The sequence below is a fragment of the Dyella terrae genome (assembly GCF_022394535.1).
Taxonomy (GTDB): domain Bacteria; phylum Pseudomonadota; class Gammaproteobacteria; order Xanthomonadales; family Rhodanobacteraceae; genus Dyella.
In genome coordinates this window covers 3758361-3782444 of sequence record NZ_CP089414.1, presented here as the reverse complement: position 1 = coordinate 3782444, position 24084 = coordinate 3758361, and the positions used below count along the sequence as shown (strand labels likewise).

22 protein-coding genes are annotated in these 24084 nt (G+C 64.7%); 9 read left to right on the top strand and 13 right to left on the bottom strand.

Going from position 1 to position 24084, the window contains the following annotated elements; all coding sequences use genetic code 11:
* Positions 1-31 precede the first annotated feature (31 nt).
* Positions 32-1042, bottom strand: coding sequence for a LacI family DNA-binding transcriptional regulator (locus DYST_RS16530; protein WP_239946733.1), 1011 nt, complete (start codon positions 1040-1042; stop codon positions 32-34).
* Positions 1043-1139: 97 nt separating this feature from the next.
* The gene (locus DYST_RS16525) at positions 1140-2324 is read right to left on the bottom strand and encodes an alpha/beta fold hydrolase (RefSeq protein WP_239946729.1); all 1185 of its coding nucleotides are present in this window, start codon (positions 2322-2324) and stop codon (positions 1140-1142) included.
* A 411-nt stretch (positions 2325-2735) separates the two neighbouring features.
* On the opposite strand from DYST_RS16525, the gene DYST_RS16520 reads away from it, so the two are divergent.
* Together DYST_RS16520 and DYST_RS16515 are read left to right on the top strand one after the other, a co-directional pair.
* Positions 2736-3764: a hypothetical protein gene (locus DYST_RS16520; RefSeq protein WP_239946728.1), complete on the top strand. Its 1029-nt coding sequence runs from the start codon at positions 2736-2738 to the stop codon at positions 3762-3764.
* 190 nt (positions 3765-3954) lie between these two features.
* Positions 3955-4590 carry a hypothetical protein gene (locus DYST_RS16515; RefSeq protein ID WP_239946727.1) on the top strand — a complete coding sequence of 212 codons (636 nt, stop codon included), beginning with the start codon at positions 3955-3957 and terminating at the stop codon, positions 4588-4590.
* A 54-nt stretch (positions 4591-4644) separates the two neighbouring features.
* On the opposite strand, the gene DYST_RS16510 is transcribed toward DYST_RS16515, so the two are convergent.
* The gene (locus DYST_RS16510) at positions 4645-6294 is read right to left on the bottom strand and encodes a M20/M25/M40 family metallo-hydrolase (protein WP_239946718.1); all 1650 of its coding nucleotides are present in this window, start codon (positions 6292-6294) and stop codon (positions 4645-4647) included.
* Positions 6295-6304: 10 nt separating this feature from the next.
* Here DYST_RS16510 and DYST_RS16505 point away from each other — a divergent pair, with 10 nt between their 5' ends.
* The 7 genes from DYST_RS16505 to DYST_RS16475 all read left to right on the top strand — a co-directional run bounded on the left by DYST_RS16505 (position 6305) and on the right by DYST_RS16475 (position 13152).
* The gene (locus tag DYST_RS16505) at positions 6305-7321 is read left to right on the top strand and encodes a FadR/GntR family transcriptional regulator (RefSeq protein WP_239946716.1); all 1017 of its coding nucleotides are present in this window, start codon (positions 6305-6307) and stop codon (positions 7319-7321) included.
* Positions 7318-8241: a 2-dehydro-3-deoxygalactonokinase gene (locus DYST_RS16500; protein WP_239946715.1), complete on the top strand. Its 924-nt coding sequence runs from the start codon at positions 7318-7320 to the stop codon at positions 8239-8241. Before DYST_RS16505 ends, DYST_RS16500 begins: the two co-directional genes overlap by 4 nt.
* Positions 8242-8245: 4 nt before the next feature.
* Positions 8246-8884, top strand: coding sequence for a 2-dehydro-3-deoxy-6-phosphogalactonate aldolase (locus DYST_RS16495; RefSeq protein WP_239946714.1), 639 nt, complete (start codon positions 8246-8248; stop codon positions 8882-8884).
* Entirely contained in the window at positions 8881-10029 is a 1149-nt protein-coding gene (gene dgoD, locus DYST_RS16490; RefSeq protein WP_102303088.1) for a galactonate dehydratase, read from the top strand. Before DYST_RS16495 ends, dgoD begins: the two co-directional genes overlap by 4 nt.
* A gap of 2 nt (positions 10030-10031) precedes the next feature.
* Positions 10032-10793: an SDR family NAD(P)-dependent oxidoreductase gene (locus DYST_RS16485; RefSeq protein WP_239946712.1), complete on the top strand. Its 762-nt coding sequence runs from the start codon at positions 10032-10034 to the stop codon at positions 10791-10793.
* Entirely contained in the window at positions 10790-11695 is a 906-nt protein-coding gene (locus tag DYST_RS16480; protein ID WP_239946710.1) for an SMP-30/gluconolactonase/LRE family protein, read from the top strand. The genes DYST_RS16485 and DYST_RS16480 overlap by 4 nt, the downstream gene beginning before the upstream one ends.
* Before the next feature lie 65 nt (positions 11696-11760).
* On the top strand, positions 11761-13152 hold the full coding sequence (locus tag DYST_RS16475; RefSeq protein WP_239946708.1) for a sugar porter family MFS transporter: 1392 nt from the start codon (positions 11761-11763) through the stop codon (positions 13150-13152).
* 56 nt (positions 13153-13208) lie between these two features.
* Here the strand turns inward: DYST_RS16475 and hrpB are convergent, their stop codons facing one another.
* The 10 genes from hrpB to gspG form a co-directional block, all read right to left on the bottom strand.
* Positions 13209-15725, bottom strand: a complete 2517-nt coding sequence (gene hrpB, locus DYST_RS16470) for an ATP-dependent helicase HrpB (protein WP_239946707.1) — start codon at positions 15723-15725, stop codon at positions 13209-13211.
* A gap of 592 nt (positions 15726-16317) precedes the next feature.
* Positions 16318-18726, bottom strand: coding sequence for a type II secretion system secretin GspD (gspD, locus tag DYST_RS16465; protein ID WP_239946705.1), 2409 nt, complete (start codon positions 18724-18726; stop codon positions 16318-16320).
* Positions 18727-18729: 3 nt separating this feature from the next.
* Positions 18730-19443, bottom strand: a complete 714-nt coding sequence (locus DYST_RS16460; RefSeq protein ID WP_239946703.1) for a general secretion pathway protein GspN — start codon at positions 19441-19443, stop codon at positions 18730-18732.
* Entirely contained in the window at positions 19440-20069 is a 630-nt protein-coding gene (gene gspM, locus DYST_RS16455; protein WP_102303096.1) for a type II secretion system protein GspM, read from the bottom strand. The genes DYST_RS16460 and gspM overlap by 4 nt, the downstream gene beginning before the upstream one ends.
* On the bottom strand, positions 20066-21238 hold the full coding sequence (locus DYST_RS16450; RefSeq protein WP_239946701.1) for a PilN domain-containing protein: 1173 nt from the start codon (positions 21236-21238) through the stop codon (positions 20066-20068). Before DYST_RS16450 ends, gspM begins: the two co-directional genes overlap by 4 nt.
* Positions 21235-22095 (bottom strand): general secretion pathway protein GspK, encoded by an 861-nt coding sequence (locus DYST_RS16445; RefSeq protein WP_239946699.1) that lies wholly within the window; start codon positions 22093-22095, stop codon positions 21235-21237. The genes DYST_RS16450 and DYST_RS16445 overlap by 4 nt, the downstream gene beginning before the upstream one ends.
* Complete coding sequence (locus DYST_RS16440) at positions 22092-22775, bottom strand: prepilin-type N-terminal cleavage/methylation domain-containing protein (protein ID WP_343214833.1); 684 nt, start codon at positions 22773-22775, stop codon at positions 22092-22094. Before DYST_RS16440 ends, DYST_RS16445 begins: the two co-directional genes overlap by 4 nt.
* Entirely contained in the window at positions 22772-23164 is a 393-nt protein-coding gene (locus DYST_RS16435) for a prepilin-type N-terminal cleavage/methylation domain-containing protein (RefSeq protein WP_239946697.1), read from the bottom strand. Before DYST_RS16435 ends, DYST_RS16440 begins: the two co-directional genes overlap by 4 nt.
* A complete protein-coding gene (locus DYST_RS16430; RefSeq protein ID WP_102303100.1) occupies positions 23161-23652 on the bottom strand; it encodes a GspH/FimT family pseudopilin in 492 nt (163 codons plus the stop codon). Before DYST_RS16430 ends, DYST_RS16435 begins: the two co-directional genes overlap by 4 nt.
* 4 nt (positions 23653-23656) lie before the next feature.
* Positions 23657-24082, bottom strand: coding sequence for a type II secretion system major pseudopilin GspG (gene gspG, locus DYST_RS16425; protein ID WP_102303101.1), 426 nt, complete (start codon positions 24080-24082; stop codon positions 23657-23659).
* Positions 24083-24084 lie beyond the last annotated feature (2 nt).

Here is a 24084-nt window from a genome sequence, read left to right as displayed (position 1 = left end):
CCCCGGCACCGTTAGAAGTACCTGGCCGCCCTCAGGGCACCTGCGAGGTCGATTCGCGCAACTGCAGCGCATAGGGCACCTGCACCAGCAGGCCGCCACGTCCCCGCAGCAGTTCCATCAATTGCAGCGCGGCGAGCTTGCCCATCTCGCGGCTGGGCTGGCGCACGGTGGTGAGCGGCGGCCACAGTTGCGTGGCCAGCGGCGTGTCGTCGAAGCCGCAGACCGACAAATCCCTCGGCACCTTCAGGCCGCGCTCGTTCGCGGCCCACATCACGCCCGCGGCCATATCGTCGTTGGCGGCAAAGATCGCCGTGGGCAGCTCGGGCAGCGCAAACAGTTCGCGCGCCGCGATGACGCCAGAGCCGAAGGTGAATTCGCCCTGCACCACGTAGCGCGGATCGAACGGCAGGCCCCCGGCCGCCAACGCATCCTTGTAGCCAGCCATGCGCCAACGGCTGGCGCCGTGGTTGGCAATGCCCACGATATGGGCGATACGGCGATGCCCCAATTCCACCAGATGCATCACCAGCGCTTTGGCAGCCTGCTGCTCGTCCATGCACACGCCAATGGCGCCACTGTGCTGCAACGGCGAAATGCTCGAGTACGGCACGCCATGCTCTTTCAGGCGCTGAAGCAGGGGCGCGTGGTCGGTGAGCGGCGGGGTCATGACAACGCCGTCGATGTGATGATCGAACACCAGCGCATCCACGCGGCGGATGAAATCCTGTCCCTGCATGCGCAGCGGGCACGCCATCATGCTGTAGCGGTGCGCATCGCATGCATCGAGCACGCCGTCCTGCACTTCGGCCAGGTACGTCGACGCCGGGTTGTCGTTGTTGTCGTAAAGCATCGCGACAAGGAACGATCGGCTGCCCGCCAGCCCGCGTGCCGCCGGGCTGGGGCGGTAGTTCATGGACTCCATCGCCGCCAGCACCTTCTGGCGGGTGGATTCCTTTACTGAAGGCTCTTCATTGAGAACGCGGGAAACCGTCTTTGGCGAGACGCCCGTCGCACGTGCTACGTCTTCGAGACGGACCCGCATAGTGACTCCCGACTGCAAGCTGCTGCGGGATCAATATGCCTTTTGCCCGAGGCGCTTTACAAGAACCAGCGAAGGGCGCCGGCTCTTGCCTCGTCCTTCAGTGGTCGCGAACGACCTCCGCCGGTGCCGCATCGCCCACTTTTTGCGCCAGCGGCAGCGCATCGTCGACCAAATGCACCAGAAAGCGTCCCGGCTGCTCCTGCATCATCATGTGCGCGGAGTCGGCGAAGCTCACCAGTCGCTTGGACGGCGCCTGGATATCGGCGAACCATTTTTCCGCGGTTTCATGCGGCGTTGTGAAATCGTGCGCACCCACGTAGACGATCACCGGGCAATCGAAGTGCGTGGTGTGATCGAAGTTCACGTCCAGCAGCGCATCGAGCAGGTGATTGAGCGAGAACAGGCTGCCCTTGTCGATGGCGCCCAGGTCTTCGCGTGTGTAATCGGGCGATAGTTCCTCGGCATCCACGTCGAACTGAAAGTCCTTGCGACCCCAGGCGAGACCGCCGTAGTACATCTCCCACTGACCTCGCACGCCGATGCGTTCCGGCGTGAGCTTTGCCGTGCCCGGATACGGGCCAATGCCTTCGAGCTCAGCGATAGCCTTGGTGTTGCCTTCGGCCTTGGCGCGGCCCAGTGCGTAGTTATAGCCAATGGCTTCGTTGCGACGGCCGTTTACCACCTGACCCACCGAGATATAGGCGTAGAACCAGTCGGGGTGCTTCTGCGCGAGATGCACCCCAAGCACGGTGCCCCACGAATGCCCAAGCAGGAAGATTTTCTGCTTGTGGTAATGCTCGCGCAGATACTGGGCCACCTGTGCAGCGTCGTCGGTCATGCCTTCCACGGTCATACCGGGAGCCATCGCGGCCTCGCTGTTCGCGCGATACGTCTTGCCGCTGCCGCGCTGATCCCACTGCACGACGGTGAAATAGTCCTCCCACGGCGTCTGGAAGGTGTAACCCTCGGGCATCGCGGGCGACGCAGGACCGCCGTGCAGGAACAGCAGGATGGGATTGCGGCGGTCCTTGCCACGGATGGATATCCACTGGTCGATGCCGTTGATGTGCAGCTTGATCTTCTCGTCGATGCCTTGCGGCGTGATGATCATGCGGTTGCTGTCGAGGATGCGGCGCACTTCGTCGCGCGAGATCATCGACTTGTCCGGCGTGGTCGCGGCGGTGGCGGGTTTGGTGGGCGCTTCGTCGGCATGGACATAGCCTGCAACGAGACCGGCAGCAAGAAACAACGTGATGAACGCGGACGTGCGCAAGATATTCAAGACAGCTCTCCTGGCTGATATGAGTCCGTGGAGCCCCTCTGCTCCGCCGGATGATGCTTCGACGCCCTGCACTCCGGTGCGGCGCCGTTGTGGTGGATAGAGCAAGCGGCATGCCAGCGTTGCGATGCGCGAAAGATCTCTACTTGATCAGTAACTTGCGGCCGACAGCGCCCGGCTGACCCGGCGTCCGCGGACAAGCGCCCGGACGTCCGGCCCTGTCCGCCCGTCCGGACATTGAACAAGACAGCGGCGCCCCTTCACCCATGAGACATCCACTTTGCCGCACACTCGCCAATCTCTGTGCATGCTCAGGTCGTTCACGTGCAAGTCGCTCATCTCCCGCATCGCTCCGGATTTCCGCTTCGCAGAACGTTATGTGCCCTCGTCATGCTGCTTGGCGGCGCGGCAGCCATGCAGACACATGCACAAGGCTCGTCGCGCAATGCCGCGCAAGGCACCAGCGGCAACCAGCTGGCCGTGCAGGTCAACGATGACCGCATGACACTGTCCGTCGCCAAGGTGCCGCAGGTTTACCTGTACGGCCTGATCGACGCGGACGCAGCGCAGCGCGTGGGCGCGATGATCCAGTCGCGCAAGATCCCGCCCAACAGCGACATCTACCTCAACTCCCCGGGCGGCGACCTGGCTGCGGGTATCGCGCTCGGCCGCCTGTTCCGCGCAGGCAACATGACCACGCACCTGGGCTCGCCGCGACGCACCGCGACTCAGCCCATCTTCCCGAAGGCGTCTCAATGCGTGGATGCGTGCGCCTATGCCTATGCCGGCGGGCTGTTTCGCTGGGCGCCCACGGGCAGCGACCGCTTTGGCGCGCAACCGGTAGCCGGCAATGCCTCCGCAACCATGACCACGGCCTACCTGAAGGACATGGGCGTGGATCCGCAGGTGTTCGGCAGCGCGCCGAGCGGCGAAGTGACCTGGCTCGATGCGGATCAGATGCGTAAGGATGGCTTAGCCAACAACGGTCGCCTGTTGCCGACCGCCGTCTATGGCCCAGCTAACGGTGGTACCTCGCTCACGCTCACGCAGCAGGCGCGTGACGGCGAGCATCGCCTGATTCTTCAGTGCCGCCCCGATGGCCTTTCCATCACGGCGAACTACGCCATCGGCGCGGATCGGGCGCGTCAGATGGTGGCGCGGGCCACGCACTCGTACTTCGAGATCAACGACAAGCCCGCCGCCGACGACAACCATGCGAACATTTCTACGGTCGGCTCATCGGTGGTGTTCACCCAGAGCATTCCGCTGACGCAGTTGAACCAACTGCCATCCGCCTACCTGATGGCCGCGTGGCTCGCCGACCGCGGCGGCAATGTGCGCTACGGCTTCTGGATGGAGATGGATCCGGTACGCAACGAGCTGCGGAACTTCAGCAACGGCTGCCAACAGATGGCGAAGCAGAACGCCCCCGCCAAGGGCTGATCACCTGAGACACTCCCGTGTCCGCATCTTGTATGCGGACACGGCTGGCCTGTCCTTCGCCATGCCACATGACATGTGACGGCACATCGCACGCAATGGCATCCTCGTCGCCACGCACTTATGGCAGCGCTTGGCGCCACACGCGCCTTGATCCCTCTGCGAAACGACGAGGTGAGTCATGTGGAAAACGATGGCAACCGCGTCCCTGGCCCTGGCGTGCCTTGCACTGCCGGCACACGGACAGACGCCGGAACGAACGGTGAGCGGCACGTCCGTCACCTCTACCCACGACCCGAAGATACGCATCGACCTGCCTGCGTCGGCACAGTACGTGGGCGCCGACCGCTGGCTGTTGTTGGGCTTTGACGACTGCGAAATGCACCTGTTCGTGGATGCCGATGCCGACAAGCACATCCAACGCCTGTACTGGGTGCAGTTCGAGGCCTATATCCCCGAGCGCCCCGACATGCATCACGACTACTCGGGCTCGCGCCACGTCACCATCAACGGTTTGGATTTCTATCTCGACACCTGGGTGCAGGATGCCAGCCAGCCCGCCGAGAAAGACTCGGACGGTGAGCACCAGCGACGCCTGCTCGCCGCGAAGGGCTATACCCGACCAGCCAATGGCATGTATGTGCGGCTGGTCCATCTGCCCGACGCGCAAAAACGCAAGGAGCTGATGGTGATCTACGGCGAGGATCTCGCGCCCACGGGATTCAGCGCAGCGCAGCTAGGCGAGCACGGCGCAGCGCATGATCGCTGGCCGGCTATCGAGAAAGCATTGATCGAACGCGCGCAGGCACGTGTGACTTTCAACCCCTGATAGAAAAACACCCCGGCAAGCCGGGGTGTTTTCGAACGACGTGTGCCGGTGCGCTTACGGCGCCTTTTCACCACTCGGGTGGGACACGAACTTCGGCGGCGTTAGCTCGTTGGCAAACTGCCATGCACTGAGATACGCCAGCTTGAGGATCTTCGCCATCTTCGGGTAGTCGATCTTCTCTGCCGTATCGCTCGGGTGGTGATAATCCGGATGGAAGCCGGTGAACCACCAGAACGCCGGTACGTTGTGCAACACGAACGGGAACTGGTCCGAGCGGAAGAACACGTTCAACGCGTACTCGTGGTCGAAGCGATCGTCCAGCGTGAGCCCCACGTCCGCATTCGCCTTGGCGACGGTGCGCTGGTAATCCGGGCTATACGCCGCGCCGATCAAATTAAGGCGATTGCTGGTGTCGGCGGGAATATCGATCAGCCCATCGGTCTGCGGACTGGGCTTCTCGTCACGACCAATCATGTCGAAGTTGATCATCGCGCGCGTGGTGTCCAGCGGACGCAACGGATGCGCGGCCAGATAGTACGCACCGAGCAGGCCACGCTCTTCCGCCGCGAACACGGCAAACAGGATCGAGCGCTTGGGCTTGGTGGGATTGGACGCGAACGCACGCGCCAGCGTCACCACACCCACCGTGCCGGAAGCATTGTCGTCAGCGCCGTGCCAGATCTTGTCACCGGCCTGGCCGTCATGATCGTGGTGCGCGCTGATGATGATGGTTTCCGGCGCCAGCTTGGGATCGCTGCCTTCGATCAGGCCCACCGCATTCCAGGTGGTCGCCTCGCGACGCGAGCTGTTCTTCAAGTGCAGGCTGATCGAGGTATCCGGTAGCACCAGCGAGCGCGGCTTGAGGTCGGCGTCAATGCCCGACTGCAAGGCTTTCGGTGTGCTCCCGCTGGTGCTCAGCAGGGCGTCTTCCACATCGGCGGAGATGACCATACTGGGAATGTGCAGGGGACTGTCCGCCAGCGCCTGCGCGGGAATGGGATTGGCCGCGTGCTCAGCCTGGTGACCGATGCGCTTGCGCACTTCCAGTTGCGAGGGATGATTGTGAGAAGGCTCCGGTGCCAGCAGCACCGCCACCGCGCCATGTTCCTGCGCGTTTAGCACCTTCACGTAACCGGTGGCATAGCGGGTATTGCCGGTACCGTTGAAGATCGACTTCGCATCGGTCTCCTGCGGCTCGTGATCGAACACCACCACCACCTTGCCCTTCACATCGAGGCCGGCGTAGTCGTCGTAGCCCAGCTCCGGCGCAGTGATGCCGTAACCGGCGAACACCACAGGAGCGGAGACGTCCTGATCCGTGGGGAAGGCGCCCGACACCTCCGGATCCTTCCACTCGGTGTCCTTGCCCTTGCGCTTGAGCACCAGACTCGTGGCCTTGGCGTCCGGTCGGTACTCGATCAGCGGTACCGCCTGCAGGAAGCTGGGCTTGCCCTGGGCGTCAGTCGCGGCGGGCTTGAGCCCGGCCTTGTCGAACTCGGAAGCGATCCACTGCACCGCCGCGTCGTCGCCCGGCTGCAGGGAGAGACGACCCTGTAGCGCGTCGGAGGCCAGGAAGCTGATGTCCGCATGCAGGTCCCGCTCGCGGATCTGCGCCAGGCCGGGCTGCTCGGGAGCGGGCACCGCCGCGAACGCGGCGGTGGTAAAGGTCGCGGCGAGCGCGAAGACGAGGAACCTGCGTGGCATGGACACTCCGATGGGCACGGACGGCTGGCCGTCCGGGGGATGGAATGAAGGAGGTTGCCACGCGGGTCCGGATCGTTCAAACCCGACGATCGTCGGGCCACGTCCACCCTGGCTGCTTTCACCGATGGCATCTGTAAGACGGCGCCAGCTCGCAAAAATTTCACGTAAAACAACTTGGCACGGGGCGAGCAAGGCGCTTATAGTCAGTTTGTATGACAATCGACCCGGACGCCGAACCTACGGGTGCACCGGCACAGGTACGTATCCGTTCGTCGCCAGCACCGGGGAGCCAGAGGATTTCATGATGAAGCCGATCACCGTTCGCAGCCTGTATGGGCACGTCATGCATGAACTCGGGCTACGCATCGTCAGCGGTAAGGTGAAGCCCGGCGAGATCCTGCCGCGAGAGGAATCCCTGGCCGAAAGCCTGCAGGTGAGCCGCACGGCCCTGCGCGAAGCGCTGAAGGTGTTATCTGCCAAGGGGCTGATCGAATCGCGCACCGGCGTGGGCGCGCGGGTGTTGGAAGAGCGCCAGTGGAACCAACTGGATGCCGATGTGTTGGCCTGGCGCTGCGCCTCCATGCCGACCGACGACTTCGTCGACAAGCTGGTGGAGATGCGCGAGATCATCGAGCCGGCCGCTGCGGCTGCCGCCGCGCGCCGCCGCACTGCCACGCAGCTCATCGATATCGAAAAAGCCTATGACGCGATGGTCGCCGCGCAGACGCTGGATGCCTGGTCCGAAGCCGACCTGGCCTTCCATGACGCCGTGCTGCAGGCCACCGGCAACGAACTGATGCAGTCGCTGTTCTCGGTGATCGAGACGGCGCTGGGCACGTTCTTCACCCTGTCCGCGCGCAGCGCAACCGATTTCCGCTATTCGCTGCCTTATCACCAGAAGGTGTTCGAGGCGATCAAGCGCCAGCAGCCGGACGTGGCGCGCAAGACGATGCAGGCGATGATCGCTGACTCGCACGAGAACTTGCAGCGCAGCCGCACGCGCATGCGCCGGAAAGCCAGCAAGTGAACACACACCTCATCGGCCTCGACTGGGGTAGCACGCATTTGCGTGCGTACCGTTATGACAGCCAGGGCCAGGTGCTCGACAAGCGCGCGCTTCCTCATGGCATTCGCCAGCTTCCCGAAGGCGGGTTCGGCGCGGCGTTTGCGCTGGCCGTAGAAGCTTGGCCGGATGTGCCGGTGATCGCCTGCGGCATGGTTGGCAGTCGCAACGGTTGGCGCGAAGTGCCTTACCTGGACACACCCACCGACGTCGATCGCCTTGCCGATGCACTGACCGCGATGACGACGCCTGACGGCCGCACGCTGCATCTCGTGCCCGGGCTGCGCGACCCATCGCGCCCCGACGTGATGCGCGGCGAGGAAACCCAAGTTGTCGGCGTGGCGGCGCTGCTGCCGGACGTAGCGCGCCATGGTTGCCTGTTGCTGCCGGGTACGCACAGCAAATGGGTGTCGCTACGCGATGGTGTGGTGACCGGTTTCGCCACGGTGATGACGGGCGAACTGTTCGGTCTGCTGAAAGAACATTCCATCCTCGGCGCACAGCTGCCACCGGCTATCGACGATGAACACGCCTTCCTTTGTGGTGTCGATGCGGCGCGCGATAGCGGAGCAGCGGGAGCACTGTCGCGCGTGTTCTCGGCGCGCACACTGATGCTGGATGGCTCGCTGCCACCGGCTTCCGTTCCGGACTATCTCTCCGGTCTGCTGATCGGCGACGAATTGCGCATCGCTCTCGCCAGCGGCTGGGCCACGCCGCACGACAGCATCCATATGGTCGGCGAAGGTCCGCTGTGCGATCGCTACGTCCGCGCCGCAGCGCGCTTTGACCTCACCCTCCGCGCCGCGCCGGATGCGACCACATCGCACGGGCTTTGGCGCATCGCCGTGGCGGCCGGGCTGGTCTCCACGCAAGCAACGGCATGAATCCATGAAGTCTTGGCTTGATCCACTCCCCCTTGTCGCCATCCTGCGCGGCCTTACGCCCGACGAAGCCGTGGACATCGGCCGCGCACTGGTAGACGCCGGCTTCCGCATGCTGGAGGTGCCGCTGAATTCGCCGCAGCCGTTCGAGAGCATCCGCCGTATGGTCGACGCCCTGGGCGACGACACCCTGATCGGCGCCGGCACCGTGCTCGATCCCGCGCACGTGAAAAGCGTCGCCGATGCAGGCGGCCGCCTGATCGTGATGCCGCATGCGGACGTCAGCGTGATCCGCGCCGCGAAGCAGGCCGGACTCTACTGCGTGCCCGGCGTGGCCACGCCCACGGAGGCATTCGCCGCGCTCGCCGCTGGCGCCGATGCGCTGAAGTTGTTTCCGGCCGAACAAGCGGGCCCCGACGTGCTCAAGGCGTGGCGCGCCGTGCTGCCGAAGGATCTCGCCGTGCTGCCCGTCGGCGGCATCGCACCCGACACCATGGGTCCGTGGATCGCTGCCGGTGCGAACGGCTTTGGCATTGGCTCCGCGCTCTATGCGCCCGGTCGCCCGGCCAGCGACGTCGCCGCGCGTGCCCGCGCGTTTGCCGACGGCTGGCGCAGCCATCAGGTTTCCCAAGGAACGACCGCATGAAGATCACCCGCCTCACCACCTATCTCGTTCCACCACGCTGGTTGTTCCTGCGCATCGACACCGATGCGGGCGTGGTCGGCTGGGGTGAGCCCATCGTGGAAGGCCGCGCGCACACCGTTGCCGCCGCCGTGGATGAGTTGTCCGATTACCTGATCGGCAAGGACCCGCGCCACATCGAAGACCTGTGGAACGTGATGTACCGGGGTGGCTTCTATCGCGGCGGCCCCGTGCTGATGAGCGCCATCGCTGGCATCGACCAGGCGCTGTGGGACATCAAGGGCAAGGATCTTGGCCAGCCGGTGCACCAGTTGCTCGGCGGCCCGGTGCGCGAGCGCATCCGCGTGTATTCGTGGATTGGCGGCGACCGCCCGGCCGATACCGCGCGCGCCGCCAAGGAAGCCGTGGCGCGCGGCTTCACCGCTGTGAAGATGAATGCCACCGAGGAACTGCAGTACGTCGACACGCACGCCAAGGTCGAGCAGGTGATCGAGAACGTGCAGGCCATTCGCGATGCGGTGGGTCCACATATCGGCATCGGCCTGGATTTCCACGGCCGCGTGCACAAGCCCATGGCCAAAGTGCTGATGCGCGAACTCGCGCCGTTCAAGCTGATGTTCATCGAAGAGCCGGTGCTTTCCGATCACCTGGAAGCGCTGCCGGAGCTGGCGTCGATCTCACCTGCCCCCATCGCACTGGGTGAGCGCCTGTATACGCGCTACGACTTCAAGCGCGTGCTGCAGATGGGTGGCGTGGACATCATCCAGCCTGATCCCTCGCACTCGGGTGGCATCACCGAAACGCGCAAGATCGCTGCGATGGCCGAAGCCTACGACGTCGCCCTGGCGCTGCACTGCCCGCTCGGCCCCATCGCGCTCGCCGCCAACCTGCAACTGGACGCGGTGTGCCACAACGCCTTCATCCAGGAACAGAGCCTGGGCATCCATTACAACGCCGGCAACGATCTGCTTGATTACGTGAAGGATCGCAGTGTGTTCAACTACAACGATGGTTTCGTCACTATCCCTCAAGGTCCTGGCTTGGGCATCTCGGTGAACGAGGACTACGTCGCCGAACGCGCGGCCGTGGGCCATCGCTGGCGCAACCCGATCTGGCGCCATACCGACGGTAGCGTGGCGGAGTGGTAAGCATGCCTTTCGCTACTTATCCCAGCCTCGTCGGCCGCCATGTGCTCATCACCGGCGGCGCTACCGGCATCGGCGCCGCCTTCGTGGAGCACTTCGCCAGGCAGGGCGCGCGCGTCTCCTTTATCGACATCGACGAAGCTAGCGGCGAGCAACTGTCGGAAAGCCTCGTCGCCTGCACGCATCGCCCGCTGTTCATCCGCCGCGATGTGACTCAGCTCGACGCGCTCCAAGCGGCCATCGCCACGGCGCGTGAGATGAATGGCAAGGTTTCCGTGCTGGTGAACAACGCCGCCAATGACGTGCGCCACGAGTTCGGCAACACCACGACAGCCGAGTTCGACCACAACATGGCGATCAACCTGCGCCATCAATATTTCGCCACGCAGGCCGTGCGCGAGGATATGCGCAAGCTCGGCGGCGGCTCGGTGATCTGCCTGGGCTCCACCGGCTGGATGAAGAAGAACGCCGGCTATCCCATGTACGCCATGGCCAAGGCCGCCGTGCACGGTATGGTCAATGGGCTCGCACGCGAACTGGGCAGCGACCGTATCCGCATCAATGCGCTGGTGCCCGGCTGGGTGATTACCGAAAAGCAGCGCCGCCTATGGCTGGACGATGCCGGCAAGGCAGAGATTGCCCGCGTGCAATGCCTGCCCGGCTACCTGATGGCCGACGATCTGGCGCGCGCTGCCTTGTTTCTTGCCTCCGATGACAGCCGCATGTGTACCGGGCAGGATTTCATCGTCGACGGAGGCTGGGTATGAACGTGCGCGCCGCGCTCGCCATGCAGGTGCACAACACACTGGGCGAAGGCGTGACCTGGTGCGACCGCGGGCAGGTGTTGTACTGGACCGACATCCAATCCTCCACGTTGTGGCGCTACCGCCCGCACGATGGCGCCTTGCACCAGTGGAGCATGCCCGAGCGGCTCGCCAGCTTTGCGCTGTGCGAAGCCGATGGCTGGCTACTGCTGGGCCTCGCCTCGCGGCTGGCGTTCTTCCATCCGTCGACGCAGGCGGTCGTGCCGGTCACCGACGTGGAAGCCGATCTGCCAACCCGGCTCAACGACGGCGTCTGCGATCGCCAGGGCCGTTTCGTGTTCGGCACGCTGCATGAGCCGGCTACCGGACCGAAGCAGACCGTCGGCGGCTTCTGGCGGCTGAATCACGACCTGACGCTGGAACGCTTGCCGTTACCCGGCGTGGCGATCAGCAACAGCATTGCCTTCAGCCCCGACGGCGGCACCATGTACTTCTGCGATTCGCCCACGCGCCGCATCCAGCGCTGTGACTACGGTGACCGCATCGCCAATATCCGGACGTTCGTAACGCTTGACGATCCACGCGGCGAACCCGACGGTTCCGCCGTGGATCACGAAGGCGGACTGTGGAATGCCCAGTGGGGACTGGGCCGCGTGGTGCGCTACACGCCGGACGGCCGACTTGACCATATCGTCGACGTTCCCGCCTCACAGCCAACCAAACCGGCATTTGGCGGAACGAATTACGCCACGCTCTACATCACCAGTGCGCGCGCCGGCCTCGACGAAGCCGCGCTCGCCTCCCAGCCCTATGCCGGCGCGCTGTTCTTCGCCGAAACAGGCTTCTGCGGCTTGCCGGAACCACGCTTCGCCGGTCCGCCACCGCACGTCATCGCCGCCGCGTAGGGACCGCGGTTCATCCACACAAAGCCCATAGAGGCAAACACATCGCCAGCGGGGGAGATCTATCCATGAATGCCCAAGTCATCGCACCAACCTCGGTGCAATCGAAGGCCACCGTTATTTTCGTCTGCGTACTCGCCGCCTTGGCGGGTCTTATGTTCGGCCTCGACGTCGGCGTCATCTCGGGCGCCACGCAATTCATCCAGGCCGAGTACAACGTCAGCGACCACATCATCGAGTGGATCGTGAGCTCCATGATGTTCGGCGCGGCAGTAGGCGCGGTGGGCGCAGGCTGGCTATCGGCGCATCTGGGGCGCAAACGCTCGCTCGTACTCGGCGCCGCGCTGTTCGTGATCGGCTCCCTGCTGTCCGGCGGGGCATGGTCGCCGGAAACGTTGATCGCCGCGCGCGTCGTGCTTGGCCTCGCCATCGGCATTGCCTCCTTCACGGCCCCGCTGTATCTGGCCGAGGTTGCGCCAGAGCACATTCGCGGCGCGATGATTTCCACCTACCAGTTGATGATCACCATCGGCATCTTCGTCGCGTTTCTCTCCGACACGGCCTTCAGCTACAACGGCGCATGGCGCTGGATGCTCGGGGTGATCGCCATTCCTGGCGTGCTCTTTCTGTTCGGCGTGCTGTTTCTTCCCGACAGCCCGCGCTGGCTGCTGATGCGTGGTCGTCGCCAGGAAGCGCTGGACGTGCTGCAACGCTTGCGCGGCGATAGCGAGGTGGTGGCGCGCGAAACCGCCGACATCGAGGAGCAGCTCAAGACGCCTCAGCGCGGCTGGCACCTGTTCCAGGAAAACCGCAACTTCCGCCGCTCCGTATGGCTGGGTGTGCTGCTGCAGGTGATGCAGCAATTCACCGGCATGAACGTGGTGATGTATTACGCGCCACGCATCTTCAAGCTGATGGGCTACGACACATCCGCACAGATGTGGTTCACCGCCCTGGTCGGCCTGACCAACGTGCTCGCCACGTTCATCGCCATCGCACTGATCGACCGCTGGGGTCGCAAGCCCATCCTCTACACCGGTTTCACGGTGATGACCGTGGGCCTGGGCGTGGTGGGCGCCATGATGCATAACGGCATCCACGACCACGGCGCGCAGATCTTCACCGTGGCGATGCTGCTTATCTTTATCGTCGGCTTCGCCATGTCCGCTGGCCCCCTGATATGGGCACTCTGTTCCGAGATCCAGCCGCTCAAGGGCCGTGACTTCGGCATCGCTTGCTCCACCTTCACCAACTGGGGCTGCAACTGGGTCGTGGGCATCACGTTCCTCACCCTGCTCAACGGCATCGGCAATGCCAACACGTTCTGGCTCTATGCGGGGCTCAATGCCGTGTTCATCGTGCTCACCTTCTGGCTGGTGCCGGAAACCAAGGGCATCACGCTGGAGCAGATCGAACGCAATCTGATGAGCGGCAAGCGACTGCGCGATATCGGCCGCTGAGCCACACACACTTTCCCCAGGCCGTCGCACCGTAAGGTCGGCGGCCTTTTTTCTGCCTAGGTGCCGCGCGGCTTAGCGCGATGCGTCGGTGCCGCCGTCCACGGATCATCCGGCCACGGGTGCCGCGGGTAGCGGCCCTTCAGCTCTTTCTTCACCTCGGGATAGGTGCGCTCCCAGAAACCCTTGAGGTCCTGCGTGACTTGGATGGGGCGACCCGCCGGCGAGAGCAAATGCAGCGTCACCGGTATGCGTCCGTTGGCGACGCGCGGTGTGTCGGCCAGGCCAAACAGCTCCTGCAGCTTCACCGCCAACACGGGCGGCTCGCCTTCGGCATATTCCAGCCGGCGCGACATGCCACTGGGCACAGTCAGGCTTTCCGGTACCTGCGCATCGAGCTGGCGACGTTGCTCGTAATCGAACAGCGAGCCCAGTGCCTGCGAGAGTTCTTCGACGCTCAGCGCATCCAGCCGGCGCTTGCCATCCAGATACGGCCCCAACCACGCTTCCAGTGACGCCAACAAGGCCACGTCCGATACATCGGGCAAGCCGAGTTCCGGCATCCACCCGCGCAGCGCCTGCATGCGAGCGCGCAGACGACGCGCGTTCTCACTCCACGGCAGTACATCGATGCCCTTGGCGCGAACCGCGGCCAACAACGCCGGCAAGGCGTCTTCCGGTTTCACCGGCACACTGCGACGCTCAAGCACGATGCCGCCAAAGCGATGCTCATCGAAGGCTTCGACCGCATTGCGCTCGTCGTTCCAACGCAATGCACGCTCACGCCTGAACTGCGAAGGATAGTCACGCTCAAGCACCCGCAGGTCGATGGGCGCCGCGGCAAGTATCAGGCTGTCACGCGCATCGAACCGCACATCCAGCGCTACCAGCCACGGCTCGCCATGCAGCGCAGTGTTTTCGTGCAACCGCGCACCGCGGCCGTTGGCGAGCGTGTAGCGCAACGGGTTGTTGTCGTCACGTCGTGCCACGCGATCGGGAAAGGCGTGCAGCAGCAGATCGCCAACGGCATGACTGTCTGGCACACCGCTCGCAGCGGAGCGAAGATCCAGGCGGCGACGCCAGCCTTTGCTCGCCTGCTCGATCGCCGCGAGAGCACCGCCGTCCGCGCCACCGCGCGCACCGGCCGTATGGCGATCACGCCAGACATGCAGCGCGCTCACGCGTGCACGGAAATCATCGGAGCGTGCCTGCTCACCGCGCAGTGGCGAACGCGCCTCCATCAGCGCGAGCAGATCAGCGACGAGGGAGCGGAGCTCTGGCTCGGCACGCAACGCAGCCGCGCCCAGTCGAGGTGCTGCACCCAATTCCAGCATCTCGCGACCTAGCCGCGTGATGCGTCCGTCGATGGCCAACGCGCCGAGCTGCACCAACAGTTCACGCGCCTGCGCCAGCGCGCCTGATGGTGGTGCATCGAGCCATGGCAGATCGTTGTCACTGCCTGCCGTGACACCCCATGCCGCGAGTTCCAGCGCGAGACCGGACAACTCGGCCTGAGCGATCTCTGCGGTGCGCGACACATCCAATCGCTTACTCTGCGCCCATAGCCGATACGCTGTGCCCTCCGCGACACGGCCCGCGCGACCCGCGCGCTGATCGGCAGACGCCTGCGAGATAGTCACCGTTTCCAGTCGCGTGAAGCCGGAGTTGGGATCGAAGCGCGGTTCACGCGCCAACCCACTGTCCACCACCGCGCGAATACCCGGCAACGTGACGCTAGATTCGGCCACATTCGTGGCGAGCACCACACGGCGCGTGCCCGGCTCCGCCGGACTCAACGCCGCCTGCTGCTCCGCCATCGAGAGCTCGCCATGCAGCGCGACGATGTCGATATTCTCATCCAGCGACGATGCCAGCACAGCTTGCGTGCGCGCGATTTCCCTGCGCCCCGGCAGGAAGGCGAGCACGTCGCCATCATTCTCTTCCAATGCCTGTCGCACAATGCGCGCGAGGTGATGCTCCGTCGTTTCCTGCGTGCGCGCCGCCGGATACTCGATGCGCACCGGGAAGCTGCGCCCCGGACTGCTGATGCGCGGCGCATCCAACCATTGCGCAATGCGTTCGCCATCCAGTGTCGCCGACATCACCACCATGCGCAGTTCGGGACGCAAAGTGCCCTGCACATCCAGCGCTAACGCTGCGCCGAGATCGCCAGCGAGATGACGTTCGTGGAATTCGTCGAACAGGATCGCGCCAATACCGGTGAGCTCGGGATCGTCCTGGATCAGCCGAGTAAGAATGCCTTCTGTCACCACTTCGATACGCGTAGCGGGCCCGATCTTCGATTCAAAGCGAATGCGATAGCCGACCGTCTTCCCCACCTCTTCACCTAACTGCTTCGCCATGAATTGCGCGGCAGCACGCGCGGCGATGCGGCGCGGTTCGAGCATCAGGATCTTGCCACCCGCCAGCCATGGTTGATCGAGCAAGGCCAGCGGCACCTGCGTGGTCTTACCCGCACCCGGCGGTGCTTCGAGCACCAGGCGCGGATGTGCGGCGAGTGATGCGCTGATCTCGGGGAGCAGTGGGGTGATAGGGAAGGATGGAGGGGTGTTCATCGGGTAAATGATAACGGGCCTGCGTTGGGGACGTTGTTGGTGCTCTTGTGGTGGTGTTCCATTGGGTACACGAGCACGCTGCCGCTCTGCTCCCTCTCCCCTTAGGGGAGAGGGTTGGGGTGAGCCCCGAAAAGGGGGTAAAGGTTGGGTGCTCGCCTTATCGTTTCGATGAAACCGTCATCCCGACGCAGTGCCGAAACGCTTCACTACAGAGAAGCTCGTTATTCAGTGTCATCAGTGGTCGGCTGTCGCCTCGAGCGTGACCGCGATCTAGCCGCTTACGCAGCGGGCGTTTCGATCGTCTGCCGACGACGCGAAGCTAGTCCCGTGGGATGCTCGAGTCGCTTTTCTTTGTTGGCCCACGCACGCGCTCCCGCGCGTGCGTGGGCGAACAAAGCAAAGTGACTCGGCCTCCGGCAGGGGGCCGAAAGCCCGCGGCAGGCGAGCCAGGTCGCGACAACGCGACAACCGAGCGCAAAGTCACTGGACCCCTGCCTGCGCAGGGGTGACGGTTCTTTTGAAGTAGTGAGGCAAGAATGTCCCCTCACCCCAACCCTCTCTCCTAAGGGGAGAGGGAGCGCGAAAAGCGTGACTACGGATGCGACGCCGCCCCACCATTACTGGCCCCAGCCGCCCCACTATCCTTCCTCAACGGCGCCAACGATTCAAACCTGCGCTGATATTCGTCGGTCACCTGCTTAGCCTCTTCACTACTGGTGATCACACGCGGCGTGATCAGCACGAGCAGCTCCGTGCGGTTGCGGCTGTGATTGGTCGTGCCAAATAGACGGCCAAGGATCGGCACACGATTCAACACCGGAATACCCGTATCGGTATTGTCCTCTTGCTGCTGAATCAAACCGCCAAGCAATACGGTCTGCCCGCTCTGCACCGCGATCTGCGTGCCCACCGCGCGTTGCTGGATGGTGAAGTTGCCCTGCGAGTTGGCGTTACCCGTCGTGCCACTCACCTGCTGCTGCACATTGAGGTAAACCAAGCCGCCCGGATTCACGCGCGGCTGCACATCCAGAATCACACCCGTCGGGATGTAGCTGACGCTGCTAGCCGTGGTGCCCGCCGTGCTGAGCCCCGTCACGATCGACGTTTGGTTGATCGGGATCTGATCACCGACCTGGATATGCGCCACTTGGTTGTTGAGCACGACCAGCGACGGTGCCGACAGCGTCTTGGTGTTGCCGTTGGTTTCCAGCGCGCGAATGGCCACCTGGAACTTACCGTTGCTGCTCAGGAACGAATAGAAGAATGGCTCGCCACCGTATTGGTTGCCGCCCGAGCCCAACGAAATCTGGCGATGTGCGCCGGGCGGTATGTTGGTTGCGCCATTGATGTTGCCATTGCCATCAACGGTCGGTGTGCTGCCAGCCAGCCCCTGCAGATACCACTGCACTCCAAACTCCAGCTGACCGGTGAGGTCCACCTCGAGAATACGCATCTCGATCTGCACTTGCAGCGGCACGTTGTCGAGGCGCTTGATGGCTTGCTGGATTTCCGCCCATTGCGAGGGCCGTGCGCGCACCAACAACTGGTTGTTCGAGTCCACCGAACTGATGCGGATGGAGCCATCTTCGGACACGTATTGCTGGCCTTGGTTGCCGCTGCTGCCGGCATTGTTGTTGCCGAAGGAGGATAGACCACCCGCCGCGCCACCACTCGTGCCGCTGCTGCCCAAACCACCACTCGTGCCCGTGCTACCAAAACCACTCGTGCCACCCGTGGCGCCGCCGGTGCCGCCGCTACCAAAGCCACCCGCACCACCAAAACCGCCACCTACGCCATTGACCGAGGGCGAGCTGCCGAAGCTGCCGGCGGTGCTGCCCATGCCGCTGGCGTTGCCGTTGGCATTGTCGCTGGCACCTAGCGTGGAGCCATTGAGCCCCGGCCCGACCTTGCCCGCGTTGCCGCCGCCACCGCTGCCGTTGGTATAGATCTGCCCCAGGTACTGCGCGAGATCAGACGCCTTGATGTTGAGCACGTCGTACACGAACAGCTCCGGCTCGTTGCCGCCGCCGCGATCGATCTTGGTGATCCAGTCGCCGACTTCCTGCAGGTACTGCGGTTGGTTGCTGATCACCACGATGGCATTGGTGCGTTCGATCGGCAGGAAACGCACCATGCCGGCCAGCGGGGTGTCGCTCTTGGGCCCGAACATCTGGTCAAGCTGCGGGCCGAGTTCGCCGACGTTGGCGTGTTGCAGGCTGAACACGCCCACGGACATGCCGCGCAGCCAGTCCACATCGAAGGTGTGGATGGTGCGCTGGTAGTTGTCCAGTTCGGAGGGCGTGCCCGAGAGCACGATCACGTTGCGCGAGGGGTCCGCCAGCAGCACGGAATCGGTGCGGGCGAAGGGCTTGAGTAGCTTTTGCATCTCGGTGGCGGAGATGTAGCGCAAGGAGTACAGCCGCGCCTGCAGGCCGCCTTGCGGGGCCACGGCGTTGAGGCTGGGCACCAGGTTACCGGCCACGGCGTCCTTGGCCGGCATCACCACGTATTGGCCCTCGCGCATGACCAGGGCGTTGTTGGTCCACGACAGCAGGGTTTCCAGGATGGGAATGGCCTGGCTGCTGTCCACCGGTTCGGCGGTGGAGAAGGACACGTTGCCCTGCACGCCCGGCACGATGGTGTAGTTCTGCTTGAGCAGGTCGCCGAGGATGGCTTTCACCACCGCCTGTACGGGTTGGTTCTCGAAGTTGAAGGTCACCGCACCGTCGCCGCTGGCGGCTTTGCGCGGTTGCGCCAGGCCGGTGGCACGCACGAACTGGCCGGTGCCTTCGGTGACTTGGGGCTTGGGCGAGGTGGTCTGATCGGCCGGGGTGTTGCGGGTGTTCAACGGCGCGGGCACCGGCTTTTCAGTGCCGGCCAGGGCCTCGCGCTGCAGCGCGCCGTCGTCGTGGGTCGGCGGCAAGCTCTGGCAGCCGGCCAGCCACAAGGCCAGGGTGAGGGTGCTGATGCGGGTGAACCGCGAGGTGCGCTGGATGGACATGGCTTAGTGGGCTCCCTCGGGTGTCGCGGCTTGCTGTTGGGCACGGCGCTTCTGGATGGCGTCGCGCAACTGGCGAATGCGGTCGGCTTGCGCGTCGGCCCCGTTGGGCGACTGCAAGGCGGGGTTGGGCGTGTTGGTGGTGTTGAGCATGGGGCCGTTCTGCGGCACGGGGGCGGGGGTGACTATCGCGGCACCGGGCGCGGGGGCCGGCGGTGGGTTGCTGTCGGGCTTGGGCACGTCGATGGGCGCACCGGCGGGCAGTTGCAGCTCGGTGCGGCCGCTGCCGGATTCGAACACGGCGGCGCGCGGCTTGAGCTCGACCAGGCGCCAGCTGCCGTCGGGCAAGCTGTCGCCTTCGCGCACGCGCACGTTGTGGTCGCCGCTTTTGTCGCGCAGCAGGGCCATATGCAGCGGTGGGGTGAGGATGATGCCGGTGAGCGACATGTCGCCCAGGCTGGCGCCGCCGGAGGCGGCGTGCATCACCGGTTTGCGATCGTTGTTGAACAGCGGTTGCAGCCACACGGCGGAGAACTGGGCCAGCGGTACCGACGGCGGCAGGCCTTGGTCGTGTGCGGGCGGCAGTGGCGTGGCCGGGCGTGTCGCGCCCCAGGACACGCTGCGGCCCACGCCCAGCAGCAGGGTCAGCAGCAGCGCACCGAACAGTACGGCTACACCCCCGAGGATCGGGGTCAGGCGGCGTTGGGCAGCGGCGTTCATGGCGCACCGCCCTGGGCATCGTCGCCGCTCGCGCGCGGCTGGTGCACGTAGCCGGACAGGGTGAACTGCACTTCCAACGGGGCGGCGGCCTGTTGCATGGCGGCGACCGGGTTGCGGTAGATGCTCAGATCATCGACGAACAGGTAGGGCGTGCCCTGCTCCAGGTCGTGCAAGGTCTCGGCCAGCGGCTGCACATCACAGCGCAGGCTGATGCTCACGGCGACTTTGCGGTAGGGCTCGTCGGGCGCCGCCGGCGGGTTGGTGACGGGCATTTTTTGGGTGACGTCGCAGGCGCCGCCTTGCGGATGCGCGGCTACGGTATCGACCACGCGCTGCATCAGGCCGGCGGCAGCGGCGTTGGGGTCGTCTTCGGGCAGGAAGGCGTGACTGGCCGCCTGCCCTGCGCCCATCGCAGCGATGCGCTGCTGCAGTTGCGGTTTCTCGGCAATGGCGGAGGCGTAGCGCGCGTGGGTGTCGCGCAGGTCGTCCATCTCGGCATGGATGGATTGCAGCGGCGCCACGAACCACCAGTGCAGCAGGGCGAAATAGGCGATCACCAGCACGACGAGCAACAGCAGGATCGCCGCAATGCGGCTGTCGCGCGGCTTGAGCGCGGCCAGCTTCATGGCGCGCTGCCGGCCGCTGCGGGCGTCGCGGGCGCTGCCTTCGGTTTGGCGTCGTTGGGCTTGCGCAGCTGCGCCACCATGTAGAAGCGTTCCTTGCCGGTCGCGGGATCCACCTGGATCGTGCCCTGGAAGTTCGCATCGGTGATGACAGGCGAGCCCTTCAGCGCATCAACCAGACGCGCCGCCTGCGGGCTCTGTCCCTGAAAACCAACCTGCCCTGTGTTGTCGATGCTCAGGCGTTCCAGCCATGCCGTGGTCGGCAGGCGCTGACTGATGTCCTGCAGTACGGCCAACGCCGATACCGTGCGCTGCTTGCGTGCGGCCAGGAAACCGGCGGCACCGGCGTTGTCCTGCAGTTGCTGCCGCAACGTTGCGACCTGCTGCGCGTCGGTGCGCATGCCTTCGACATCCGTACGCATCTGATCCAGCGCACTCTCGCGGTTGTGCAGAAACTGCAGCAGCGATAGCAACAGCAGGACAATGGCAGCGACGCCCAGCGCCAGATTCAGGCGTTGCCGTGGATGTTTGCGGCGTGGTGCAAGTTCGGCAGGCAACAGGTTCGCGCCGAGACGATCCGCACCGGAGACCACGTCCACGGCATCCACCTGCAGACCCGACGCGGCCAGTTTCGCCAGCACCGGATCCAACGTATGGCGAGGCACCACCACCAACTCCGCCGCAAAGCGGCCGGCCGGTGCCGATGCGCGTACTTCGCGCACGTCATAACGCACTTGCTCGACGCGGAACGGCGTCTGTCGATCCATCTCGAAAGCACCGATCTGCGCGAGATTGTCACGCGCGGCCAGCGGCAGGTTGAGGCGGGGACGAAGCACGTTTGCTCCGTCCAGGCACAAGGCCAAACGCAGATCTTCGGCATCCACGCCACGCAACGCATCGGTCAGTGCTACCAGCTGACCTGCCGCATCGAGCTGGCTGCTCCAGCGTGCCAGCACGGGCGCGGTGCCGGCCTTGCGCAGCGTCCAATCGTCATCGTCGAGTTGCAGGAGATACCAGGCCGCACCGCCACCGAAGCGCTCGCGCCAGCGCACCGGAAACAGCGCCAGCAATTCGCCGCCCCACCACGCAAAGAAGCGAGGCATGGGCGAACTGCTCCATGCGCGACGCGCGCGGTCGAGCTGCAGTTGCAGCGGCTGCGTTGCCGTACTCATTCGCCCTCTCCCTCCTGCCAACGCAGCACGGTATACGGCAATGCGCCCGGGCGGATGCCCTGTAATCGCACCGTCGCGCGCAAGATCGCGCGCGTACCGTCAGCCAGCGTGGCCTCCGAACGGATACTATGCGTTACTCCCTGTATCGCGCCTAGGCCCGGCTGCTGCGGAGCGCCCGTACGGGAGGCAGCAATAGCTTGCGCCTGCGCCGGTGTCATGCCGGGAACGGCGGCAAGCGCCAACGGCGGCGCCACGTTCGGATCGGGCGCGGGACGCCCCGACCATAGCGTGACCTGCGACGCCACGGCTCGGTACACCTTGGGATTCATGCCCAGCACCATCTGCAATTCCTCTACGGTGCCAAACGGGCCATGCCGGGGACCGTAGTCCAGACCGGCATTGGCGTAGGCCGCGTTGGGCACCGTGCCCGCCGGTGAATAGGAAAAACTGCGCCAGTCCACGATATTGCCCGCCAGTGATTGCGCATCCATGTCGGACATGCCCGCCGCGCGGAACAAATTCTTCAGAACGTCGGGCGAGGCGGCATTGAGATCGACCTTGCCTGTTTCACTGATGATGCTGATGCTGACTTTGGCGCCGTCGAAGGCGAACGGATAGCTGCGTCCGTCGGGAATCCAACGCTGGTCGGTCTGCGGATCCTGCAGGGCATAGATAGCGCGCATCAGGCCGGCCTCGGCGGCGTAGTGCGCCTGCGTCTGCGCAAACTGGTAACGCGCCTGTAATCCTTCTGTGCGCGCCAACACCGCATATCCACCCACCAGGATCGCCAGCAGCGTGCATGCCCACAGCACCACGAGCAGGGCCACACCACGCTGGCGATGCGCGGCCGTGCTCATTGCACGGTCTTCCGTTGCAGGCCTTGCAGCAGATCGGCCGGCTGCCCCTGTATCGCCGCAGCGTCCACACGCAGCGGCGCATCGAGTTCTGGCCATGTCGAGGTGCCGTCCAACTGCAGCACAATGCGCACGATGCGCGGCATGGCGCGCACGTCGTCCCAGGCGTTGCGCCAGTCGCCCGCGCGATCTGCAGTGTCCGGCGAGCGATAACTGAAGGTGCCGTCGCGCACGTGATCAACGAGCACTTCAGGATCGCCCAACGATTTCGGTGCGGAACCATCCGGTGGCATCAGCGCAAAGCTTGCCTCCAGCCGCGATGTGCCATCGCCGTTGGACACCAGCTTCAATGCCTGCAACTGCGGCCCCAGCCTACCCAGATAGCCGGGCAACGGCGCCACGAAACGCAGCTCGTGCGCATCGCCCTTGAAATAGATCGGATCGCCCTTGTCGGTATGCGCCAACGGCACCGCACGCGCCTGCGCCAACTCGCGGCGCAAGAATTGCTGAGCCGAACGCACTTGATCCACCCGCTCGATGGCTGCCTCGCCCGAGCGCACCGTATGCGTCGCTGTGCGCACGCCGGAATACACGCCCATCAACAAGATGGCGAACAACGCAAGCGCGCCCAGCACTTCAAGCAGCGTGAAGCCCTGCATGCGATGGGATGCGGCGTGCTTCACGACGTCTTCACCGGGCCAAGCACACGCAACGTGCTGAAGTGCGCCGAACGCTCATGCAGGCGCGGCCCCCAGATCACGTCGAGATCAAGCTTCATCACACGCATGGGTATGTTCTGCCCGGCAGGCGCAGGGCTCCACGGCGTCACCGCCAACCGCCAACGGTAGTTGGCGTCGAAACGTCCTTCGGTGTGGCCGGTTTGCAGTGGCGTGGTGATATCCACCGTATCCAGCAGCGAACGCGCCCACAACGCGGCCTGACTATGATCGTCCGCGTTGCGCGTCAGTTGGATGGAACCACCCGCCACTTTCAGCAGCGCAGCAAAAGCGATGGCGAGCAACAGCGTCGCCGCGATCACCTCCAACAAACTAAACCCACGCGCGCGCCTCATCGCTTCGCACTCACATCCGCCACACTCACCGCCCCGGTCAGCCACGACACATTCACCCGCCACTGCCGCCGCTCGCGCTGCAAGGTGATATGTCCGCCGGTAGAGCTGCCATCCGGGAAGAAACGGATGCGGCCCGTGTAGCTATTGACCTGATCTTCCTTCGCGCTGGTGATGCCGATGCGCATGCCCGTGGGCAAGCGCACCGCCGGGCCGTGGTCGGCGCGATAGGTGTTGTCGCGCGTGTCGACGTCCAAGGTGTGCTCGTTGCCGTGCACGATCGCCTGCGTGCGCACGCCACGCAGCGCCGCGGCCAGTTCGCCGCTCGCCGCGCTCACGCGCGCACTGGCCAGGCCCTGCGTGACCGACACCGCCACCGCCGCCGCCGCGATGCCGATCAGCAGGATCACCGCCAGCATTTCCAGCAAGGTGAAGCCGCGCGCCGCACGTGGAGTACGGTCGATCCTTGCGCGTGGCGGCTTCGCCGGCATCGTCTTACTGCCAGTTGCCGACGTCGGCGTTGTAACCGTCGCCGCCGGGCTTGCCGTCCTGGCCGTAGAAGATCAGGTCGAAGCTGCCGTGGTCGCCGGGGTATTTGTAGCCAAACTCATGGCCCCAGGGATCCTTCAGCTCGGACTCTTTGGCGTACGGGCCTTGCCAGTTGCGCGCGTTGGCCGGCTTTGCCATCAGGTCCTGCAGCTGTTGCGGCGGGGTGCCGTTGTCGAGCGCGTAGTTCTCGATCTTCTGGCTGAGCGTGGTGAGCTGCGCCTTGCCGGCGCCGTACTTGCCCTTGTCGACGTTCTTGCCGACCTGGGTCACCACCACCGCGCCGATGATGCCGATCAGCACGATCACCGCCAGCATTTCCAGCAGGGTGAAGCCGCGTGCCGCGTGGTGACGGCCAAAAGTCTTTTGTCGCATGG